16 protein-coding genes and 1 riboswitch are annotated in these 19,126 nt (G+C 46.8%); of the genes, 8 read left to right on the plus strand and 8 right to left on the minus strand.

The window, feature by feature from the left end; genetic code table 11:
* The first annotated feature begins 200 nt into the window (after positions 1–200).
* The 3 genes from rlmN to B4V02_RS00245 all read left to right on the plus strand — a co-directional run bounded on the left by rlmN (position 201) and on the right by B4V02_RS00245 (position 3,052).
* A complete protein-coding gene (gene rlmN / locus B4V02_RS00235; RefSeq protein ID WP_094153334.1) occupies positions 201–1,298 on the plus strand; it encodes a dual-specificity RNA methyltransferase RlmN in 1,098 nt (365 codons plus the stop codon).
* Between the two features lie 139 nt (positions 1,299–1,437).
* Positions 1,438–2,139: a dihydroorotate dehydrogenase electron transfer subunit gene (locus B4V02_RS00240; protein WP_094153335.1), complete on the plus strand. Its 702-nt coding sequence runs from the start codon at positions 1,438–1,440 to the stop codon at positions 2,137–2,139.
* Complete coding sequence (locus tag B4V02_RS00245) at positions 2,120–3,052, plus strand: dihydroorotate dehydrogenase (protein WP_094153336.1); 933 nt, start codon at positions 2,120–2,122, stop codon at positions 3,050–3,052. Before B4V02_RS00240 ends, B4V02_RS00245 begins: the two co-directional genes overlap by 20 nt.
* Before the next feature lie 99 nt (positions 3,053–3,151).
* Here the strand turns inward: B4V02_RS00245 and B4V02_RS00250 are convergent, their stop codons facing one another.
* Complete coding sequence (locus B4V02_RS00250; RefSeq protein ID WP_007433096.1) at positions 3,152–3,334, minus strand: hypothetical protein; 183 nt, start codon at positions 3,332–3,334, stop codon at positions 3,152–3,154.
* Between the two features lie 122 nt (positions 3,335–3,456).
* Between B4V02_RS00250 and B4V02_RS00255 the strand changes: the two genes are divergently transcribed.
* Positions 3,457–5,124 (plus strand): ATP-binding protein, encoded by a 1,668-nt coding sequence (locus B4V02_RS00255; RefSeq protein WP_208618696.1) that lies wholly within the window; start codon positions 3,457–3,459, stop codon positions 5,122–5,124.
* Positions 5,121–5,858, plus strand: a complete 738-nt coding sequence (locus B4V02_RS00260) for a response regulator (RefSeq protein ID WP_094153337.1) — start codon at positions 5,121–5,123, stop codon at positions 5,856–5,858. The genes B4V02_RS00255 and B4V02_RS00260 overlap by 4 nt, the downstream gene beginning before the upstream one ends.
* A 50-nt stretch (positions 5,859–5,908) precedes the next feature.
* Here B4V02_RS00260 and B4V02_RS00265 read toward each other — a convergent pair whose 3' ends face one another.
* The gene (locus B4V02_RS00265) at positions 5,909–6,928 is read right to left on the minus strand and encodes a 2-hydroxyacid dehydrogenase (RefSeq protein ID WP_094153338.1); all 1,020 of its coding nucleotides are present in this window, start codon (positions 6,926–6,928) and stop codon (positions 5,909–5,911) included.
* 17 nt (positions 6,929–6,945) lie between these two features.
* Complete coding sequence (locus B4V02_RS00270; RefSeq protein ID WP_007433092.1) at positions 6,946–8,001, minus strand: AEC family transporter; 1,056 nt, start codon at positions 7,999–8,001, stop codon at positions 6,946–6,948.
* 292 nt (positions 8,002–8,293) lie between these two features.
* Here B4V02_RS00270 and mmuM point away from each other — a divergent pair, with 292 nt between their 5' ends.
* Complete coding sequence (gene mmuM / locus B4V02_RS00275) at positions 8,294–9,241, plus strand: homocysteine S-methyltransferase (RefSeq protein WP_094153339.1); 948 nt, start codon at positions 8,294–8,296, stop codon at positions 9,239–9,241.
* A gap of 177 nt (positions 9,242–9,418) precedes the next feature.
* Here mmuM and B4V02_RS00280 read toward each other — a convergent pair whose 3' ends face one another.
* The 5 genes from B4V02_RS00280 to rhaB form a co-directional block, all read right to left on the minus strand.
* The gene (locus B4V02_RS00280; protein ID WP_208618718.1) at positions 9,419–11,743 is read right to left on the minus strand and encodes a GDYXXLXY domain-containing protein; all 2,325 of its coding nucleotides are present in this window, start codon (positions 11,741–11,743) and stop codon (positions 9,419–9,421) included.
* A gap of 85 nt (positions 11,744–11,828) precedes the next feature.
* Positions 11,829–12,725, minus strand: coding sequence for an AraC family transcriptional regulator (locus B4V02_RS00285; RefSeq protein ID WP_094153341.1), 897 nt, complete (start codon positions 12,723–12,725; stop codon positions 11,829–11,831).
* A gap of 241 nt (positions 12,726–12,966) precedes the next feature.
* Entirely contained in the window at positions 12,967–13,812 is an 846-nt protein-coding gene (rhaD, locus tag B4V02_RS00290) for a rhamnulose-1-phosphate aldolase (RefSeq protein WP_094153342.1), read from the minus strand.
* 66 nt (positions 13,813–13,878) lie between these two features.
* Entirely contained in the window at positions 13,879–15,135 is a 1,257-nt protein-coding gene (gene rhaA, locus B4V02_RS00295; RefSeq protein WP_007433087.1) for an L-rhamnose isomerase, read from the minus strand.
* Between the two features lie 17 nt (positions 15,136–15,152).
* Entirely contained in the window at positions 15,153–16,631 is a 1,479-nt protein-coding gene (gene rhaB, locus B4V02_RS00300) for a rhamnulokinase (protein WP_094153343.1), read from the minus strand.
* Between the two features lie 296 nt (positions 16,632–16,927).
* Positions 16,928–17,031: riboswitch (purine riboswitch) on the plus strand.
* Positions 17,032–17,183: 152 nt separating this feature from the next.
* Between rhaB and B4V02_RS00305 the strand changes: the two genes are divergently transcribed.
* Both B4V02_RS00305 and B4V02_RS00310 read left to right on the plus strand, forming a co-directional pair.
* Positions 17,184–17,801, plus strand: coding sequence for a xanthine phosphoribosyltransferase (locus B4V02_RS00305; protein ID WP_094153344.1), 618 nt, complete (start codon positions 17,184–17,186; stop codon positions 17,799–17,801).
* On the plus strand, positions 17,795–19,105 hold the full coding sequence (locus B4V02_RS00310) for a nucleobase:cation symporter-2 family protein (RefSeq protein WP_094153345.1): 1,311 nt from the start codon (positions 17,795–17,797) through the stop codon (positions 19,103–19,105). The genes B4V02_RS00305 and B4V02_RS00310 overlap by 7 nt, the downstream gene beginning before the upstream one ends.
* Positions 19,106–19,126: the final 21 nt, after the last annotated feature.

Consider the following 19,126-nt stretch of genomic DNA (forward strand, 5'->3'; position numbering starts at 1 on the left):
CATTGCGTGCTTTTGTGGAACAGGATACCATCAGCCTGCCCCCTTGTGTTCATAATTAAAATTTGGGACAATAGAAGAAGCGTTTGAATAGCGCAGAGCGTTCAAACATGCTATGATGCAATGATAGTTGAGACGAGTCGTGATGGCTAGGACTTATATATAGAAATACGAATTTTATTGCTTTGAAAAGAGGATCGAACATGAAAAAGGAATCCATTTATGGATTAACGCTAGACCAATTGACAGCATGGCTCATGGAGCATGGACATAAGAAATCTCGTGCGTTGCAGGTATGGGACGCATTGTACCGGAAGCGGATTACCGATTTTGCAGCGATGACGGAGGTTCATGAGAACTGCGTTCGCCTGCTGGAAGAGCATTTTTCCATAGAAACATTGGAAGAGCATGTGAAGCAGCAGTCGGCGGACGGGACAGTCAAGTTTTTGTTCCGGCTGCAGGATGGTAATTTGATAGAGACTGTATTGATGAGTCATAAGTTTGGACTGTCTGTATGTGTGACGACACAGGTGGGCTGTAACATTGGATGCAGCTTCTGTGCGAGCGGATTGTTGAAGAAGAGCCGTGACCTGTCCAGCGGTGAAATTGTAGAGCAAATCATGAAGGTGCAGCTGTATCTGGACAAGGAACGTCCGGGCGATCGGGTCAGTCACGTCGTTGTGATGGGGATTGGTGAGCCGTTTGATAACTTCGTGAACCTGTCCGACTTTATCCGGGTCATTAAGGATCATAAAGGGCTGGCGATTGGCCCACGGCATATTACCGTATCCACCAGTGGACTTGCCGATAAAATCATTGAATTTGCAGATTCCGATCTGCATGTCAATTTGGCGATTTCTCTCCATGCGCCGAATAACGAGATTCGTACCCGTATTATGAAGATCAACCGGGCGATTCCGATTGAGAAGCTCATGCAGGCGATTGATTATTATCTGGACAAAACGAACCGTCGAATCACGCTGGAATACATTTTGCTGAAGGACGTTAATGATGGTAAAGAGCATGCGCTGGAACTGGCTGAGCTGGTAGGCCACCGTCGCAATTTGGCAAATGTAAACCTGATTCCGTACAATCCGGTGGATGAGCATAGCCAATACCAGCGGAGTGAGTCGGAATCCATTACCGGCTTCTATGATGTATTGAAAAAGCAGGGCATTAGCTGTAGTGTTCGGCTGGAGCATGGAGTCGACATTGACGCAGCCTGCGGACAGCTGCGCAGCAAGCAAATTCGCAAGGATGCCCAAGGCAGTCGCAATTCGGAACGCGAAGCCATTAGTTAAATATACAAGCGTACTCTCTCACAGGAGTACGCTTTTTTGTACCACAAACTTGAGGACAAAACATCATCTGGAAATGTGAAAATAGTCACGTAATAGTTGCTGCTTTTACGTTATAGTGAGTGGTTAGTGGAGGGGTTATATGGCTAACGTAATTTCGAATGTGGCGCTTGTTCCGGGCATCTATGTGATGAAAATTGAGGGCAATTTTAGAGGAAGAATGGGGCAGTTCTACATGCTGCGCAGCGGGAGGAATTATCCACTGTTACCCAGACCTATTAGCATTTATGATATCGGGGAAGATTACATTTCCTTTTTATACCGGGTTGTTGGAGAGGGGACAAGCCTGTTTTCCCAGCTACAGCCGGGTCAGGAGATTCAGCTGGAAGGGCCGTTCGGCAATGGTTTTCCGCAGGTGGAGGGAAGCCTGGCTTTAGTTGGCGGTGGAATGGGGACAGCTCCATTGCTGCTGGCTGCGAAGCATTATCCGCATGCGCACGTTTATCTGGGGTTTGTACAGCAAGCCTTCGGGGTTGAGGCATTCGAAGCTGTGGCGGCATCTGTGCAAGTCAAGGTCGGAGGAAGCATCATTGAACAGGTCGATCCGGCTCACTACGTGAATATGTTTTCCTGCGGGCCGACTCCAATGCTACAAGCGCTCGCGATGAAAACAGAGGGGACATCGTCCCGTTTATATATTTCAACAGAAAGACACATGGCCTGTGGCATTGGTGCATGTTTGGGCTGTACGATGCGTACCCGTGAAGGCAATCGCAGGGTATGTAAGGAAGGGCCTGTATTCCCGGTAGAGGAGGTGGAGTTTGATGATCTCCATGGCGTGTAATATTGCGGGTGTAGCGTTCAAGAACCCGATCATTATGGCTTCCGGTACGTTTGGCTTTGGACGTGAATATGCCGAATTTTATTCTCCTGAATTATTGGGCGGCATCGTCGGCAAGGGACTGACCCTTCATCCGAAGGCTGGCAATATGGGATCACGAATACATGAGACAGCATCCGGCATGCTCAATAGTGTGGGGCTGGAGAATCCGGGGGTTGCCGCCTTTTTGAAGGATGAGCTGGATGATATGACTCGCTGGAACACGGCTGTTATTGCCAACGTGGGCGGCTCCAATCTGGAGGAATACGTTCAGGCTGCAGCTATGATTACGGAAAATGCACAGAAACGCCGCACGATGAATCGCAGGGGCGTCGATATGCTGGAATTGAATATTTCATGTCCCAACGTCAAGCAGGGCGGGATGCAATTCGGCATCCAGACGGAGGTGGCGCGGGATGTCGTGCGGCAGGTGCGCAACGTTACGGCGCTTCCACTGGTCGTCAAGCTGTCTCCCAATGCAGAGAACATTACACAGATGGCGGTTATGTGCGAGGAAGAAGGCGCGGACGGGGTTTCGCTGATCAATACATTTTCTGCGATGAAAATTGATATACGTCGGCGCCGGAGTGTCTTCGCCAACACGTATGCAGGTCTTTCCGGCCCGGCTATCAAGCCGATTGCCTTACGCATGGTTCATCAGGTGGCGCAGGCGGTGTCGATTCCGGTGATCGGGATGGGCGGCATCAGTTCTGTGGAGGACATTATTGAATTCATCATGGCAGGGGCAGCGGCAATCCAGGTGGGAACGTATAATTTTGTCCACCTACACGCAGGGTCTGAGCTTGTATATGGTCTTGAACAATGGATGCAGCGGGAAAAGGTGCAGTCGTTGGATGAGATACGAGGAATCCTGTGAATTTCGTACCCGTTTGTATAAACTCAAGCATACAAAGCCGACTTGTCTCCCTGGGCAAGCCGGTTTTGTATTTTATTTTACCGAAACAGCCAAGCTCAATTAGTGGTTTATATCGCACTTGTTCAAGATGAATGAAATTTGATTTTCCAGCCGATGGATGGCTTCCTTGGATGCTTGGTCATTGCCACCTTGTTCCTGAAGTGCAGCGAGTTCCTGCTTGAGCTGGTGAAGATCCTGCCCTGCATTGGCGCAGTTGTAATTACTTTCGAGATTGTCAATCATCCGATATCCTCCATTTCGTTAGGTATACGTCCTTATTATGGAGAATTGATTCTTCCTTATTCAGCATATTGTTTTATTTCAGACAAAGGCTGCGTTTGTTGTCATTGGAGGTTTTTTAGAGCTTGAGAAAGAAGCTGGTGATGGGGTTGCGGTTAAAAGGTAAGTCGAAACCGAGACGACAGTTCAAAGTTTCGCTACAGTTCATGATTATTATTTTGGTTGTTTTAGTTATCATTATTTCCTTAATTATATCCTTGCTTCTTATTCGTAGTTTCGTAATTGACAAGCATTTTGATAATACGAAGGAAAAACTTTCGGGTATTGCCAAGGTGATTGCAAGTGACAGCGATGTTATTCGAAATGTCGAGCAGGGAGTTCCTGTGAAGCAGATTCAGGACTATTCGCTTCGCGTAATGAATAACGTGAATGTGGATTTTGTTGTCATTCTGAACCGCGATTTAATTCGGCTGTCCCATCCCAATGAAACGATGGTTGGCAAACCGTTCTCTGATTTGAATGATGCCAGAAGAACGCTATCCGGCCAGGGGCACTTTTCTGAGAATATAGGTATTTTGGGCAAAGGTTACCGATACTTTGCGCCGATATTTAATAAACAGAATGAGATCATTGGCATTGTATGTGTAGGACTGACCATGAGAACCCTAAATCATGATTTGATGCAGGCGCAGTATACCATTTTTGGAGGACTGATGCTGGGGCTCTTTAGTGGAGTTCTGGGCGCGATCTTTTTGGCTCAAAAAATCAAAACGATTTTATTTGGGCTTGAACCGCAAGAGATAGCAGCACAATTACGCGAAAAAGAAATTATTGAAAATGAGGTCGCTGAAGGAATTATAGCCATTTCGGCTGACAAGAAAATTATGCTCATGAACAAGGAAGCTCAGGCCAAGTATCAACTGGCAAACCAGGATATGAAGGCCCCGATTGGCGAGCAGGTAGATACCAGCTTTTATAATGTGCTCTTCAAGAGAGTGTTTGATGACAAGAAGAAGATCAAGGATCGCTCATTTTATGTGAATGGTATAGAAGTCATTGCGACAGTAACACCTATATATGTTGACAATGAGTTTTTTGGGGCAGTTGCAACGCTGCGCGACCAATCCGAGATGATTCATCTTAGCAACCAGTTAAGTGGTACCAAATATTATATTAACTCCCTTCGCGGACAGACTCATGAATTTATGAACAAAATGCATGTGATATCCGGACTGATTGAGATGAGGCAATATGCAGAGGTCAGTCAGTATATTCAGCAGCTAAATCACCGGTATCAAAATGAGGTAGGCTTTCTGACCGAGAGAATTAAAGTTCCGGCATTAGCAGGTTTTATTATGGGTAAGATCAACGAAGCACGAGAACAGAATATTGCGGTTCTTCTTGAAGAAAGCTCAGATGTCTCTAATGTAGAGATGCAGGACATTGTTCATAATGTCATCCACATACTGGGCAATTTTATGGACAATGCAATAGACTCGATCTTACAAAAAAATCAGCCCGGTAGAATTGAGTTGAAATTGAACTATGAGTGTGAAGGAAATGTGTTCATTCTGAAAGTGAAAGATAACGGTATGGGGATTGATTCTGAGATGCAAAAAAGAATATTCCAGCATGGCTTCTCAACCAAAGGAGAAGACAGAGGTTACGGCTTGAATCTGGTTAAAACCATGGTGGACAAGCATCAGGGCATCATTGAGATTGACAGCCAACCTGGCCTGGGAACAAGTATTTATGTAGAGTTGCCCTGTATATTGGAGGTGACAAATGAATGAAAGTTCTGATTGTTGAGGATGATCCGATGGTGGCTGAGCTCAATCAACAGTTTATTGAGCGCATGGACAACCTGGATGTGGTATGCAAGGTGGATACCGTCAAGAAAGCACAGGATTGTCTTCAAAAATGGACACCGGATCTGGTATTGCTGGACGTTTATTTACCCGGAAAAAGCGGATTAACTTTATTATCACATATGCAGGAGCATCAGTATCATGCGTCCGTTATTTTAATTACGGCTGCAAAAGATATTCAAACGGTGAAGGAAGCTGTTTTTTATGGAGTTGCGGACTATTTAATTAAACCCTTTACATTCGAACGATTTAAGCTGGCTGTTGAGAAAATCCAGCGTTTGGCCACGGTGATGGAGGAAGGGAACGGAATTAATCAAGCTGTCATTGATCATTATTTTAATAAAGAAGAGCATACGGGTATGGAGAAGAAAGAACCTCCTGAACATCCATCCCAAAATCTATCGAAAAACCTGTCCAAAAATTTGTCCAAACTGACCATGACCACGATACTGAAGAGCATCAAAGAGCTGAACGGACCATTTTCCGTCGAAACCTTAGCCAGAGAAGTGGACTTGTCCCGTATTACGGTGAAAAAATATATTCAGTTCCTGGTGGATGATGGATTCCTGATTGAATCCATAGAATACCACAAGGTTGGCAGGCCGCTAATGCTTTATCAGTTGAATCCAAATTTAAATGAACCGCCATTTCCATTGTAATCTGGAAATGACGGCTCTTTTTTTATCCAGCCAGAATGCGAGCTTTCTAATTATTTCATAGAGAGAACAGGAAGTGGGACCAGATTGTCCGAAAAATGAGTTGTAAGTATATCATGGAAGTTGTCGTAGCTGGTTTCAATCATGTTGGATAACGCTGTAACGGTATTCGAGCCAGCATGAGGCGTTACCAAGACCCTTGGATATAGCTCCACAAGCTTCTGGATCGTTGGATCCGGGAGCATTTGCCACGGGTCAAATGATCTGAAAAATAATTCATCCTCTTTAGGGAAGACATCCGTAGCGAACCCTTCCAGATGGTTGCTCAGCAAAGCGTCCAAAATAGCTTGGTTATCTTGTAATTCTCCACGTGAGGTATTGATAAGAATAGATCCCTTTTTCATTTTTTCTAAAAAGCTGGCGTTAATCATTTTGTCGTTCTGTCCCGGCAGATAAGGAACATGCACACTGACGACATCACTCTCTGCGAGTAGTTCATCTAAGGTTGTGAATGGAATGACTTCCTTGGCCACGTCAGATTGGTACACATCATAGCCGATAACAGAAGCTCCTAATCCTTTAAACAATTTGGCTTCCGTCAGACCAATGCGACCGACCCCGATAATCCCAACTTTACAGTTATGGATCTCTTTGCTGAATGTATGCTCGTCCACAATGAAATTTTTGAACGAGCTTTTGGTAGTCATATAGGCAGTGTGACGGAACAGCATCATAGCCAGAGTTAAGGAGAGCTCGGCAATGGCATTCGGAGAGTAGGATGGGACGCGTGCGACCTTCATTCCGAATTCGCTGCAGGCATCCAAATCAATGTGGTTGATTCCCACTGTTCTGGTGAAAACATATTGAATACCGTATGCCTTGAATTTCGTGAGATTCTCTCGATTCGCAGCGCAGTTTCCTCTTAACAAAACAGCATCGTGATGCTGTGCCAATTCCGCGTTGCTGGAGGTTAACAGCTCTTCTACCAGCGTGAGCTGGAAGTTGTATTTATTGAGGTCATGGAAATATGGTTTCTCATAAGAACGGACGCCGTAGCAAATGATTTTTAACATGTTGTTGTCCCCCTGATTTAGAAAATGCCAATTTTATCAATGATATTGAGCGTAATGATCCACACTGGAATCATGACGACAGAAGTTATAGTTGATAGAAGCGACGCATTGGAAGTCAGAACGGCTTCCTTATCAAAACTGATCGCATAGGCTGCGGCTACGGTAGCTGTAGGAGTAGCCATCATAATGACAATAGTAGATAAAGCGACAGTATCGACCGATAGAATATGAGATACAGTTAGCAATGCCAGCAAAACGATGTTAACAATGGGTACAAGCCAAACCTTAACGACGCTGTAATACCAAGACGTCTTGTCCGTAGCTGCCGACTTGAAGCTGATCTCTCCCAATGTCGAGCCAATCGATAACCAGGCTAACGGAGAAGCTAGTCCGGCAAGGTAGGTCATGGGCTTGAACAACCAGACAGCGGTTTGATCAATTCTTAGAAAAGCGAACTGCTGAATGGCCCCATCCTCTGTAGCTACGCTCATCTGTGGCAAATAACCCTGAAACAACCAAACAAACAAGCCTAGAAAAGTGGCGATAACAATCGGATTCAAAAACATGGTTTTGAGGTTTTTAAGCTCCATTTTTAAGCCGCTCATTTTGATATAGCCATAGGAGTATAAGAAAATACGGTAGCCTATATTAAAAATGGAACTGTACATAACTCCGGTAGGACCGTAAATGGCCCCGACAATCGGAATTCCGAAAAAAGTAGTAGAACCGAAAATAGTCAACACCCGCAAAACATCTTGTTTATCCTTGTTGTAACTTAGGAAGAAAGGCTTCGAAATAAAGATGAGAATAATATAGATTAGAATTCCCCATACTAAAACATTCATGCCTTGTTTTAACATTGTAGGATTGATATCCTGCATGAAGGAATTAAAGGCTAGTGCTGGTAGAGCCACGGTTAGAACAACCTTGGATAACAGCTTTCCTACGGCTGCGGTAAAAATCCCCTTCTTGCGGCAAAAGAAACCAAGCAGGATAATAAAAACGGTGGAAGCGATAGAACTGACAATATTGTTATCTGTTAAGGTCGCTGTAATCATTTCTAGTAAAGACATAGTTAAAACCCTCTCTTGTACCTTTTTTCACATGGATGACGATGCAAAATGTGACGATGCAATTCCCTGATCTTTTGGCCAAAGTTGTTGGTTTGCACCTTTATAGTAAAAAAACTTTGTGAAAAAAAGAACAATATCTAATTAATTTAACTTATGAAACTAATTTAAAAAATTAATACGTTACATCAGATGGGCAAATAAGCGGTACTCATCAACATACATGCTATAATATAAATCATTAAATCCCACTTAATTAGTAGGTTAAATAGAACAGACGAGCAGGAGGGGCTACATGAATCCGATACAACATATACTGGACGAATATCCGCTGATCGTGCTGGATGGCGCAATGGCGACCGAGCTGGAACGTCAAGGGCATGATCTGAACGATAGCTTATGGTCAGCCAAAATACTCCATGAGCACCCGGAGGCGATCAAACGCGTACATAAGGATTATTTTGAAGCTGGCGCAGACTGTGCGATTACGGCGAGCTACCAGGCCACCGTCGAAGGCTATGTTCAACGGGGGTTGAGCGAAAATGAGGCGCTGGAGCTGATTCAGTCATCGGTGCGGATTGCTGTGCAGGCACGGGATGAATTTTGGGCCGAAGCTGCGACTGCGGCCCATCAGCAGCATCGTCCCAAGCCGCTGGTCGCGGCTTCTGTCGGACCCTATGGGGCGTTTTTGGCGGATGGCTCCGAATATCGCGGTGATTACAAGCTGAGCGAAGAGCAGCTTGTCGAGTTTCACAGACCGCGAATGAAGGCTCTTATTGAGGCCGGGGCAGATATTTTGGCTTGTGAAACGATACCCTGTCTGGTTGAAGCCAAGGCCATTGCCCGATTGCTGAAGGAGTTTCCCGGCACATATGCCTGGATCAGCTTTAGTGCAAAGGACGGGCAGCACATCAGCAATGGCGAGTCTGCCGCTGCGTGCGCTGAATGGCTGAATAACCACGAGCAGGTGGCTGCTGTAGGGCTCAACTGCACCTTGCCGAAATTCATTCCATCGCTTATTCAGGAAATACGCAGCCATACGGATAAGCCTGTGGTGGTGTACCCCAATCTGGGGGAGGAATATGACCCGATCACCAAAACATGGCACGGCCATACTTGTGCAGAGACGTTCGGGCAGAGTGCCCGCCAGTGGTATGAAGCAGGAGCACGTCTAATTGGCGGCTGTTGCCGGACTCAGCCACAGGATATTAAAGAAATAGTGGCATGGTCGAGAGAGGTATAAACGGGGATGAGCCTAGGGGGAAGGCTGTCCATAAGGAGGCTCCCTCGATTGGCCTGAAAAGAACAAGCAGGCTGAACCAAGTTGTACTCCAGCAATGGAGAAGCTTGGCTCAGCCTGCCTTTTTTATAGTATGAGTACTTTTGGGGCCGACATCCTTCGCTGCTTTTGCCGATTAGGTCAGCTTTCTGCCAGACGCTCCAGCAATGCATCGCCATTGCGGCTGACCCGAATATAGGCGTAACGAGCGTTCTGCTCAACAGTACGTCCTGTTCCTTCGGGAATGAAATAATTCTCAATACCGTACTGAATGCGGGAACCATCCCACTGTCCGTTCAAGACAATCTCATGCTTGGCAAGCTTTTCACCCTCCTGGTACAGGCGATTAGCGATGTATACTCCTTGGTCGCCCGGCGTGAGAACAACTTTAACCTTGCCTCGATTCCAATCTTCCTCCTGAAGAGGGTTCATTGAAGAAGGAGGCGGGGTAGAAATATCGTAGTTCAGTACAACGTAATCGCCTTGCAGCACGGAACGCGGGTCTACAGGAGCCAGCTTGAGCTTAACGGAAGCACCTGTGGCGAGTAAGGTCTCACTTCTGGCGGTTTGATAGCCGATCATGCCCAGTTGCAGCACGATAACGATGGCGATGAGCAGCGGGCTTAGACGCATAAAGCTAAAGCTGCGATGATCAGCCTCGGACGCTGCCTTGCCACTATGAGGCGTCCGGCGATCCAGCCACCAGGTAATGCCGAGTGCAAGGACGCCCAGCAGCGCCAGCGTAAACGATTTGTACAATAGCGTCCACAATAAGTCATAGTATTTGAAGCCGATAAAAATAAACCAGAACACGATGCTCGTTATGGCGGCCGATTTTTGTTTTAGACGGATAAAGGCAAAGACCATTCCTGTAACAACCACAAAATAAAAAACATTAATCAGCATATAAGAGTGTGGAAAGACATCCTCGAAAAACGTCGCCCAAAACAGGAACAACAAACTGAAAAATAATGAGCTATCCCGGAGATGCTCTCGTAAACCTGCTTTGAATACAAAGTAGCTTATCCCATATAACACGGCATTGACGAAGAAGAGAGCAAAGATAATAAACTCATAGGTCCAGCTCCACCGTTCCCACTCCTGAAACTGCTGAAATAAAATGGTCGCCAGATTCAGGTTCACAAAGACGTAGGCGAAAAAGAGCTGCCGTTTCCCCCTGGAGCGAAACCATCCTGCGATAGAAACGAACAGAAACAGCACCGAAAGCAACGTCTGATCTGACCATAGAATGGCAGCCAAGCCTGTAATATAGCTGATCGTCAGCAGGGTATAACGTATGACAGAATCCAGCCTGGATTCTGGAATAACAATCATCAAAAGCATAAGCAGCAAGGACACACCCAACAGTACATATTCGGTGTGGTTTACATTTGCGGTAATGGTAATCAGTCCGATCAGAGATATGCTGCCGATCAGCACTCCGACCACCTTGATCATGCGGGATACGGCTTTGCTGATCCATTCACTGCCGCGTTCCTCGGGAACGGCTGTTTTAGCCGCCGGTGTACTCATGTCTGGTGTTTCTACACCAGGCTTCGCAGCGTCCCGTTTTTGCTCGTCGGTTATTTCTCCGTCCTCCGGTGACGATTCGCCCAAGCGGTTTAAATAACGGAAAAACCATACATTACCTGTCAGCAGCAGCGCCACAAAAATCAAACCAAATACAAAAAACAGAGAAGAGGAGTACGCCTCTGCCAGTTCGATAAATTTAAAGACAGCAAAAGCAGAGGCCGCCAATGCATTCAAGGTCAGCAACGTTTTGCTCAGTCGAATCTTAATGAATACATAAAATCCAATAGCAATCACAGCGATGCACGGTATGTTCATGACAAGACCATATTCATCCAATGCAAAAGAGTTAGTCATCGTCAGCAAGGCTATATGGAAGACGATAAAGCTTATATATTTTAGCGGTATAGAGCTTAGACGGCGCAGGAACGTGAATAGAAACAACCCCAGATTGACCAGTGCGAATACCCCGGCTATGGACAGTGATTCCAGCTCGCTATAAGACGCGCTTTGCATCGTCGGATAAAAATAAAGCCATAAGCCGAGGTGGATCAGTACATAGGACAGCACGTAAAAAGGATTGTAACGGGTAATCCAGCTAAGCAGCAGAGCCGGAACGGACCAAATCAAAAACAACCCGTAGCTGTCCGCATGGGAATTGTAAATTTGACCGAGCAACGCCACGGAAACGCCAAAGGCTATACAGCCGGCCACCAGAAATATATTGGACAGAAAAGCCTGTTGACCGGGAACGGCGCGTATACGTGCAAATACAAAGGATAAGCCGTAGAACAGAACAATAAGCGCAGCAGCCAGCACAATTTTGACCGTCCGATCCAATCCACCCCAATTAGAGGCAAAGAAATAAATGATCGCGGCCAGTACCAGTGAGATGCCCAGCAGATAGCCCGTACGTATCGCATTGAATCGCAGCATGAAATTCACGTACCTTTCCTGTTGGTTTGATGCCTATTATAGCGTTGAAAGGGCTGAGAACCAAGTGCGAATTAGGATCAGGTCATTAAGCATTAGCGGTACGGATCTCTTGCCGGGACTGGTGCCGGAAGCGATACTCACGTGGCGGGATTCCTGCTGTTTTCTTGAATGCCTTGGAGAAGGTGGATAAATCGGTGTAACCGATGGATTGGGCAATAATCGACAAGTTGTAAGTCGTCTGGTCCAGTAATCTTTTGGCTTCGTTAATCTTGAGGTTTTGCAAATACTTGGCGGGAGAGATGAGGAAGGTAGAATGAAATTTGCGTGAAAAATGCGCACGGTCCACCCCTACATGCTCGGCAATTTGTTCAATGGTAATACGATCACAGTAATGCATATCAATGTAATCCTTCCCCTGCTGGAGCCAATAATCAGAGCCTGCAAGGCTGCGAAGCGCGTCAGACGTGTTCCGGGACAGCTCCTCGAAAATCTGATGGAGTGTAATCAGGCGGGCTAGATCGCTGCCCTGTCTGTTGCTGTCATTGACAATCGAGAACAGGTTGGAGATAAGCTCAAAAATCTTCCCGTTCACTGCGTTAGCAATAAAAGGCGCGGATGGCTTAATCCCAATTCGCTCTAGCAGCGCAAGAGACTCGGGTCCCTCAAAGGCAATCCATACCTTTTGCAGCGGGTTCGCCTGATCCGTGTAATATTCATGTGCATGATGCGGAAAGAAACAGAATAAATCGGACTTTTGGACACGCTGACTTTTGTGCTGGTAAATAAACTCTGCCTGACCTTCAAGCACAAAAATGAAATAAAAATAGGGCACAGCCTTAGGGCCCACATGACAGCTGGTTTTCGAAATATCCATCCCGAGTCGGACTGGCCATATGGCACTGGATTTTTCCAGTTCGGTAGCTGTGAAGTAATGGTCTTCCACGATGTCGAAGTGATCTTCATTCTTTACTTTTTTCATCATACGTCACCTCTCCTTTGGTGGAGATAAGGGGATTTTGAGTTTATTGTATATAAAGGAAAGAATAATTACAAGTTAATTCATAGGAATTTAGGGTTATCAAGATAGAACAGAGCTCTTTATGCGATATCAGCATAAAAGGTGATGGTCCGATAGGAATAGGAATAGGAATGACAAAGGCCCCATGGCCTGCGTGAGACAAGCCGTGGAGCCTTTTTAGTTGAACCGATAAGCTTGATTATGCTTATACGTTTAGAATTCCTTTTCTTGGAGTAACGTTAAAGGCTTTGGCCAGATCGGCCAATTCCTGATCCGTAATCCGTTGCTGAATATCATGGTGTGCAATGAGCATATAAATTTGCGCTGCTTTTTCAATCGTTTCAATCAGGCCAAACGCTTCATCAATCGAGCTGCCTGTTCCGAAAATACCGTGATGAGGCCATAATACAGCGTGATGATCCTTCATTTTCTTTGCCGTTTCGCGGCCAATTTCACTGGAACCCGGCACCATCCAAGGGATCACGCCGATACCATCCGGAAAGACGACGATGCATTCGGTGCACATTTCCCACAGGGTTTTGGTGAACTGGTTTTCATCCAGGCTATGAATGAACGTCATCGCAATGACATGAGTGGCATGATTATGGATTACGACACGGTGGTTAGGATCAACCTTCAAGCGCTCAATGTGACTCATAAAATGCGAAGGCAATTCGCTGGTAGGCACCGCATTATCCTTGAGGCCCCACAAGAGTTCCAGCTGTTCTCCATCCTGGGAGACACGAAGGACACCCAGATTGGCTTCAGGATCGGCAATGACGTTCTTGAAATATTTGCCTGATCCGGTGACGATAAAATATTTTCCAGCCAGCTCATTCACTGGAAAAGCAGGCTTGATCGTCCGAATGACTTGATGAATATCAAGATATTTGGCAACCTCAGCTTCATCCAGAATATAGCTTACATTCCCTCCGTTGCGTTCATCCCATCCGAATTTCCACATGTTTTGTGTAATCTCCGCCATCTCGCGAACGAATGGAATATCGAGCCCCGACTTTTGTTCTTTTTGATTTTCCAGCACAGTAGTCATGTATGATCTCTCCCTTTGTATAATATAAAATACAAGCTTATCAATGCAGTAGTTGCCGTTTCAGAGTTATCGTTTCAACAGTACTTGTTGTTCATAATCTTTCGCTTCGGTCAGCCATTCTTCACGAACAGGAACACCGTTTTGAGCACAATAGTAATCCCATACGGCACCGAACGGATACGATTTAAATTCCTCAACCAGGGCAAGGCGAGTCGTGAAGTCTCTTTCCTCCTCTGCCTTTTTTAGCTCCTCAATCGGTTCCAGCATGGCGCGAAGCAGTGCTTTGATGGTGTTGCGTGTGCCGATGACCCATGCCGCCACATGGTTGATGCTGCCATCAAAGAAATCAAGGCCGATATGTGTTCGGGAAAGCAAATCCCCACGAACCAGCTCGCGGGCAATGTCGAGCAGTTCGTCGTCCATGGTCACGACATGGTCGCTGTCCCAACGAACCGGTCTGCTGACGTGGAGCAATAATTGATCGGTAAACATGAGCACGGACGACAGTTTGTTCGAGATGACCTCCGTTGGATGGAAATGACCGGCATCGAGACAGATGGATTTGCCGCGTGTCAGGGCGTAGCCCATATAAAATTCATGTGAGCCGACGACATAGCTTTCCGAGCCGATGCCGAACAGCTTGCTTTCAACCGCATCAATGTTGTATTCTTCGCTGATTTCCTCGCTGAAAATTTCGTCCAGCGCATCGCGCAGACGTTCTCTTGGAGCCAGGCGGTCAACCGGGGCATCCTTATAGCCATCCGGCATCCAGTGATTTGTAACACAGGGCTGACCGAGTTCCTTGCCAAAATACTCGGCAATCCTGCGCGATTTTTTGCAGTGCGTGATCCAGAAATCACGAATTTCCGGGTCCTTATGGCTCAATGTGAAACCGTCCTCCGCTTTGGGATGGGAGAACAGGGTTGGATTAAAATCAAGCCCAAGCCCTTGCTGTTTGGCCCAATCCACCCAGTTCTGAAAATGGCGTGGCTCCAGTTGATCCAAATCCACCTGCTCTGTCGTATCCGCATAAATAGCGTGCAGATTGACCTTATGCTGACCTGGAATGAGCGATAGGGCCTTTTCCAAATCCTGACGCAGCTCAGCTGGCGTTCCTGCTCTGCCCGGGTAGCTGCCCGTTACCGCAATCCCCCCGCTCAGCTGTTTATCTTTAAACAGGAATCCCTGCACATCGTCTCCCTGCCAGCAGTGGAGTGATATTTTGATTTCTGAAAGCTTGCGTAAAACGTCATCCACCTGAATACCGTGGCGGGCATACAGCTTTTTCGCTTCGTTATAACTGGCTTCAATGGCTTCGTTCATGGCTTTATACTCCTTTATTAAGATATCTGAGTAGTGGACATGGTTTGTCTTTTAAGGTGTTCCCAGCGATCCAGCAGCTCTTTCGAGCCTTCCAGCAATTGCGGCTTATAGAGGCGAGTCGGGAAGGATTGGGCAATAACTCTGCCAGCAGCCTTGAGGTCTTCAAGGGCACCGGAGCTGATTAATTGCACGACAATATTACCGATAGCTGTAGATTCAGAAGGACCTGCCTGAACCTCAATTTCCAAAAGATCGGCTGTTAGCTGGCATAGTAGTTCGTTGTTGGCGCCTCCGCCGACAATGTGCAATTTGGCAACCGTTTCGTCCGTTAAACGTTGCAGCTCATGTAAGGCATCCCGGTAGCTTAAGGCCAGACTGTCAAAAATGCAGCGGGCGAGCGCACCCGGCGTTCGGGGGATGGGCTGCCCCGTGTCTTCGCAAAATCGCTGAATCTCAAGGATCATGCTATCCGGATTCAAGAATGAGGACTGGTTGCAGAGGACGAGACTGGCAAACGGTGTCTCTGCCGAAGCCAGTTGGACCAATTCGGCAAAGCTGTGTGCGGAACCACCCTCTCTTCTCACCTCCTGAATCATCCACAAGCCCATAATATTTTTCAGAAAACGGTACGTACCGTAAGCGCCCCACTCATTGGTGTAGTTCGCCTGCATGGCCGCCTTTGTATTTAAGGCTTCGGATCGTTCCATTCCCAGTAGTGACCACGTTCCGCTGCTAATATAAGCCCAGGATTCCTCACGTTGTGATGGAACTCCTGCAACAGCTGATGCGGTATCGTGCGTAGGCACAAGAATGATCTGACAGTCTGGAAGATCGTACTTTTGAACAAGCTCCGGCAAAAGAGAACCCAGAACCCGTCCAGGCTCAGCAAGCTCCGAAAATTGATCGCGCCGAAGCTGGAGCAGGGACAGCAGGTCTTCATCAAACTCCCGGGTGTTCACGTTGAGAAGCTGCATCGTGGATGCATTTGTCATTTCATTGACCATAATGCCAGTAAGGCGGTAGTACAGATAATCAGGCACCATCAATATTTTATCCGCCTGGGCAAGCTGTTCCCGATCATGGACGAACAGTTGATACAGCGTATTAAAGTTGAGCTCCTGAATGCCTGTTTTCTCATATACATCTTCTCTACTGATGAGCTGGTGCAGCCTGTCGGGTGCATGAAGGGTGCGTGCATCACGGTAAGCGTATACCTCATGAATGCGGTTGCCTTCCTTATCAAGCAGCACGTAATCTACAGCCCATGTATCAATGCCGAGCGTACAGGAATGAATCCCGTTCTGTTTAGCTTTTTGCAAGCCTTGAATAATTTCTTCTAATAGATGGTCGATATTCCAGTAATCATGTCCGTCCCTTTCGGTAAAGGAGTTGTTGAACCGATGAAGCTCTTCCAAGTGAAGCTGGTCACCTTCCAGAGTTGCACTCACGAGTCTTCCGCTTGAAGCTCCAATATCAACAGCAAGATAATTATTCATATCCAATCTCCTTGCATGGATAAAATCCCGGCAGTGCTGAAAGTCTGCCTTTTGTTTCTTAACTAATTCCATACTACTTCCGTTTATCTGTGCAGTCAACAGAAACGGAAGTATATTTTTTGGTTTTATTTTTGTTTTTAAAATTATATATAAAATTGAATGTTGTTTTGTGTGGATTTGAGTTTGAACAGAAGGTGATGTGCTTTACCGATTTTCAAATTGTGGAAGGTTCTTCAGGTGCCGCTATTTGTATGAAAAATAGTCTTGAAACCACCAGCCAGAGGGTGTAGTATACAAGATATCAATTTCATATGACTCGTATAATATTGGGGATATGGCCCAAAAGTTTCTACCGGATGACCACTGCAATCGTCCGACTATGAGTGATAGCGCTTCGGATGAATGCGGACATTTATTTGTGCCCCAATCCGTCAAGGGACGATAACCCCAAGGACAGGCTTCACTTGAGAAACAACTCAAGGGAGCCGGTCCTTTTTTGGTTTTGGCAGATTTTATTCTATTTTTAGGTACAAAAGGAGCGATATCGGCGTAATGAAAGCTTTGGAGGAACGTATTCGTCAAGAAGGACAGATTTTATCGGACACCGTATTAAAGGTAGATTCATTTTTGAATCATCAGGTGGATACAGCGTTGGCATTGGAAATTGGCAAGGAATTCGCACGCTTGTTCGGCAGTGCCCCGATTACCAAGGTGCTTACAATTGAAGCCAGCGGTATTCAGTTTGCGATGGCTACAGCCATTGCTCTGGGTGTCCCGTTTATTTATGCAAAGAAGAAGAAGGCAATCACGCTGAATGAGCAGGTATACTTCGCTGAGGTTCATTCGTTCACACGGCAGGAAACCTATCAAGTGAGCATTTCCCAAAAATATCTGGATGCCAGCGACCATGTGCTGATCGTGGATGATTTTCTGGCTACTGGCGCAGCCTTGGTTGGGCTTACGGATATTGTGAAGGAAGCGGGAGCGGAGCTGGCCGGGGTTGGCTGCGTCATCGAAAAGAGCTTTCAGGAAGGACGCGGACTATTGGAGCAAAGAGGCATTGCTGTACGTTCTCTTGCGCGTATCGCTTCTATGGCACCGGGCGAGGTTCATTTTATAGAGGAAGCTGATGCGGTGATTCCTCCCGTTAAGGAGAATGTGGGATGTTAAGCAAACAAAAGTTATTTGCGCTGGGTTTCCAGCATGTCATGGCGATGTACGCCGGAGCGATTGCCGTTCCTCTGATCGTAGGAGGAGCGCTGCACCTGACGCCAGCCCAAATGGCCTATCTGGTAGCCGCCGATCTGTTCACCTGTGGGATTGCCACGTTGCTGCAGATTATGGGTACACGTTTTTTCGGCAGCAGACTACCGGTCATTCTGGGTTGTACGTTTACGGCGGTAGGACCGCTGATCGCGATTGCCTCGACCTCGAACCTGGCGACCGCGTACGGGGCCATTATTTTATCCGGGATATTCGTGGTGCTTGCGGCACCGCTGTATGGCAAGCTGCTACGCTTTTTCCCGACGGTGGTTACTGGTTCGGTCGTTACCATTATCGGTCTGTCCCTCATCCCGGTGGCGATGAACAATGTAGCAGGTGGACAGGGCAGCGCAGATTTTGGACAGCCGCGTAATTTACTGCTGGCGTTGGTTACACTGCTGGTTATTCTGCTAGTAAATAGAGTAGCCAAGGGCTTTTTGCGTTCGATTTCCGTGCTTATCGGTTTGTTTGCAGGTACTGTGGTCGCTTATGCGATGGGAATGGTACATTTTGCTCCCGTGGCGGATGCCTCATGGGTGAGTGTTGCGCAGCCGTTTTATTTTGGCAAGCCGGAGTTTAGCATTATGGCGGTATGTACGATGATTATCGTCAATATTGTCAGCATGGTCGAGTCTACGGGGGTTTATCTGGCAGTAGGCAAGGCGATTGATCAGAAGGTGGAGCAGAAGCAAATCGTCAATGGACTTCGTTCCGAAGGACTTGCGATTATGCTGGGGGGGATTTTTAATGCGTTCCCTTACACGGCCTTCTCGCAAAATGTTGGTCTGATCTCGCTGACTCGCGTCAAATCGCGTAACGTTATTTTTGCAGCAGGGGGAATCATGGTTGTTCTCGGTTTGTTGCCCAAGCTGGCAGCCTTGACGACCGTCATTCCGAATGCCGTACTGGGCGGGGCGATGATCGTCATGTTTGGCTCGGTCGCTGCATCCGGCATGTCCATTTTGTCAGAAGTGGACCTACGGAAGGAAAGCAATCTGCTCATCGCGGCATGCAGCATTGCCGTGGGCCTCGGCTCTGCCGTTCTACCACAAATGTTCGACCAACTGCCGAGCTTTGCCAAAATGCTGCTGCAAAATGGCATCGTATCCGGCTCGATTACCGCGATTGTGTTGAACATCGTTTTGACGAGAAAACAGGGGGATTCGGTCAAAGGCGTGAATGTGTCGGAGGTTCCGCAGAAGGTTGGATGATTAGGAATATATAAAGAGAGC

Origin of the sequence: Paenibacillus kribbensis (genome assembly GCF_002240415.1) — a bacterium.
Taxonomy (GTDB): Bacteria; Bacillota; Bacilli; order Paenibacillales; family Paenibacillaceae; genus Paenibacillus; species Paenibacillus kribbensis.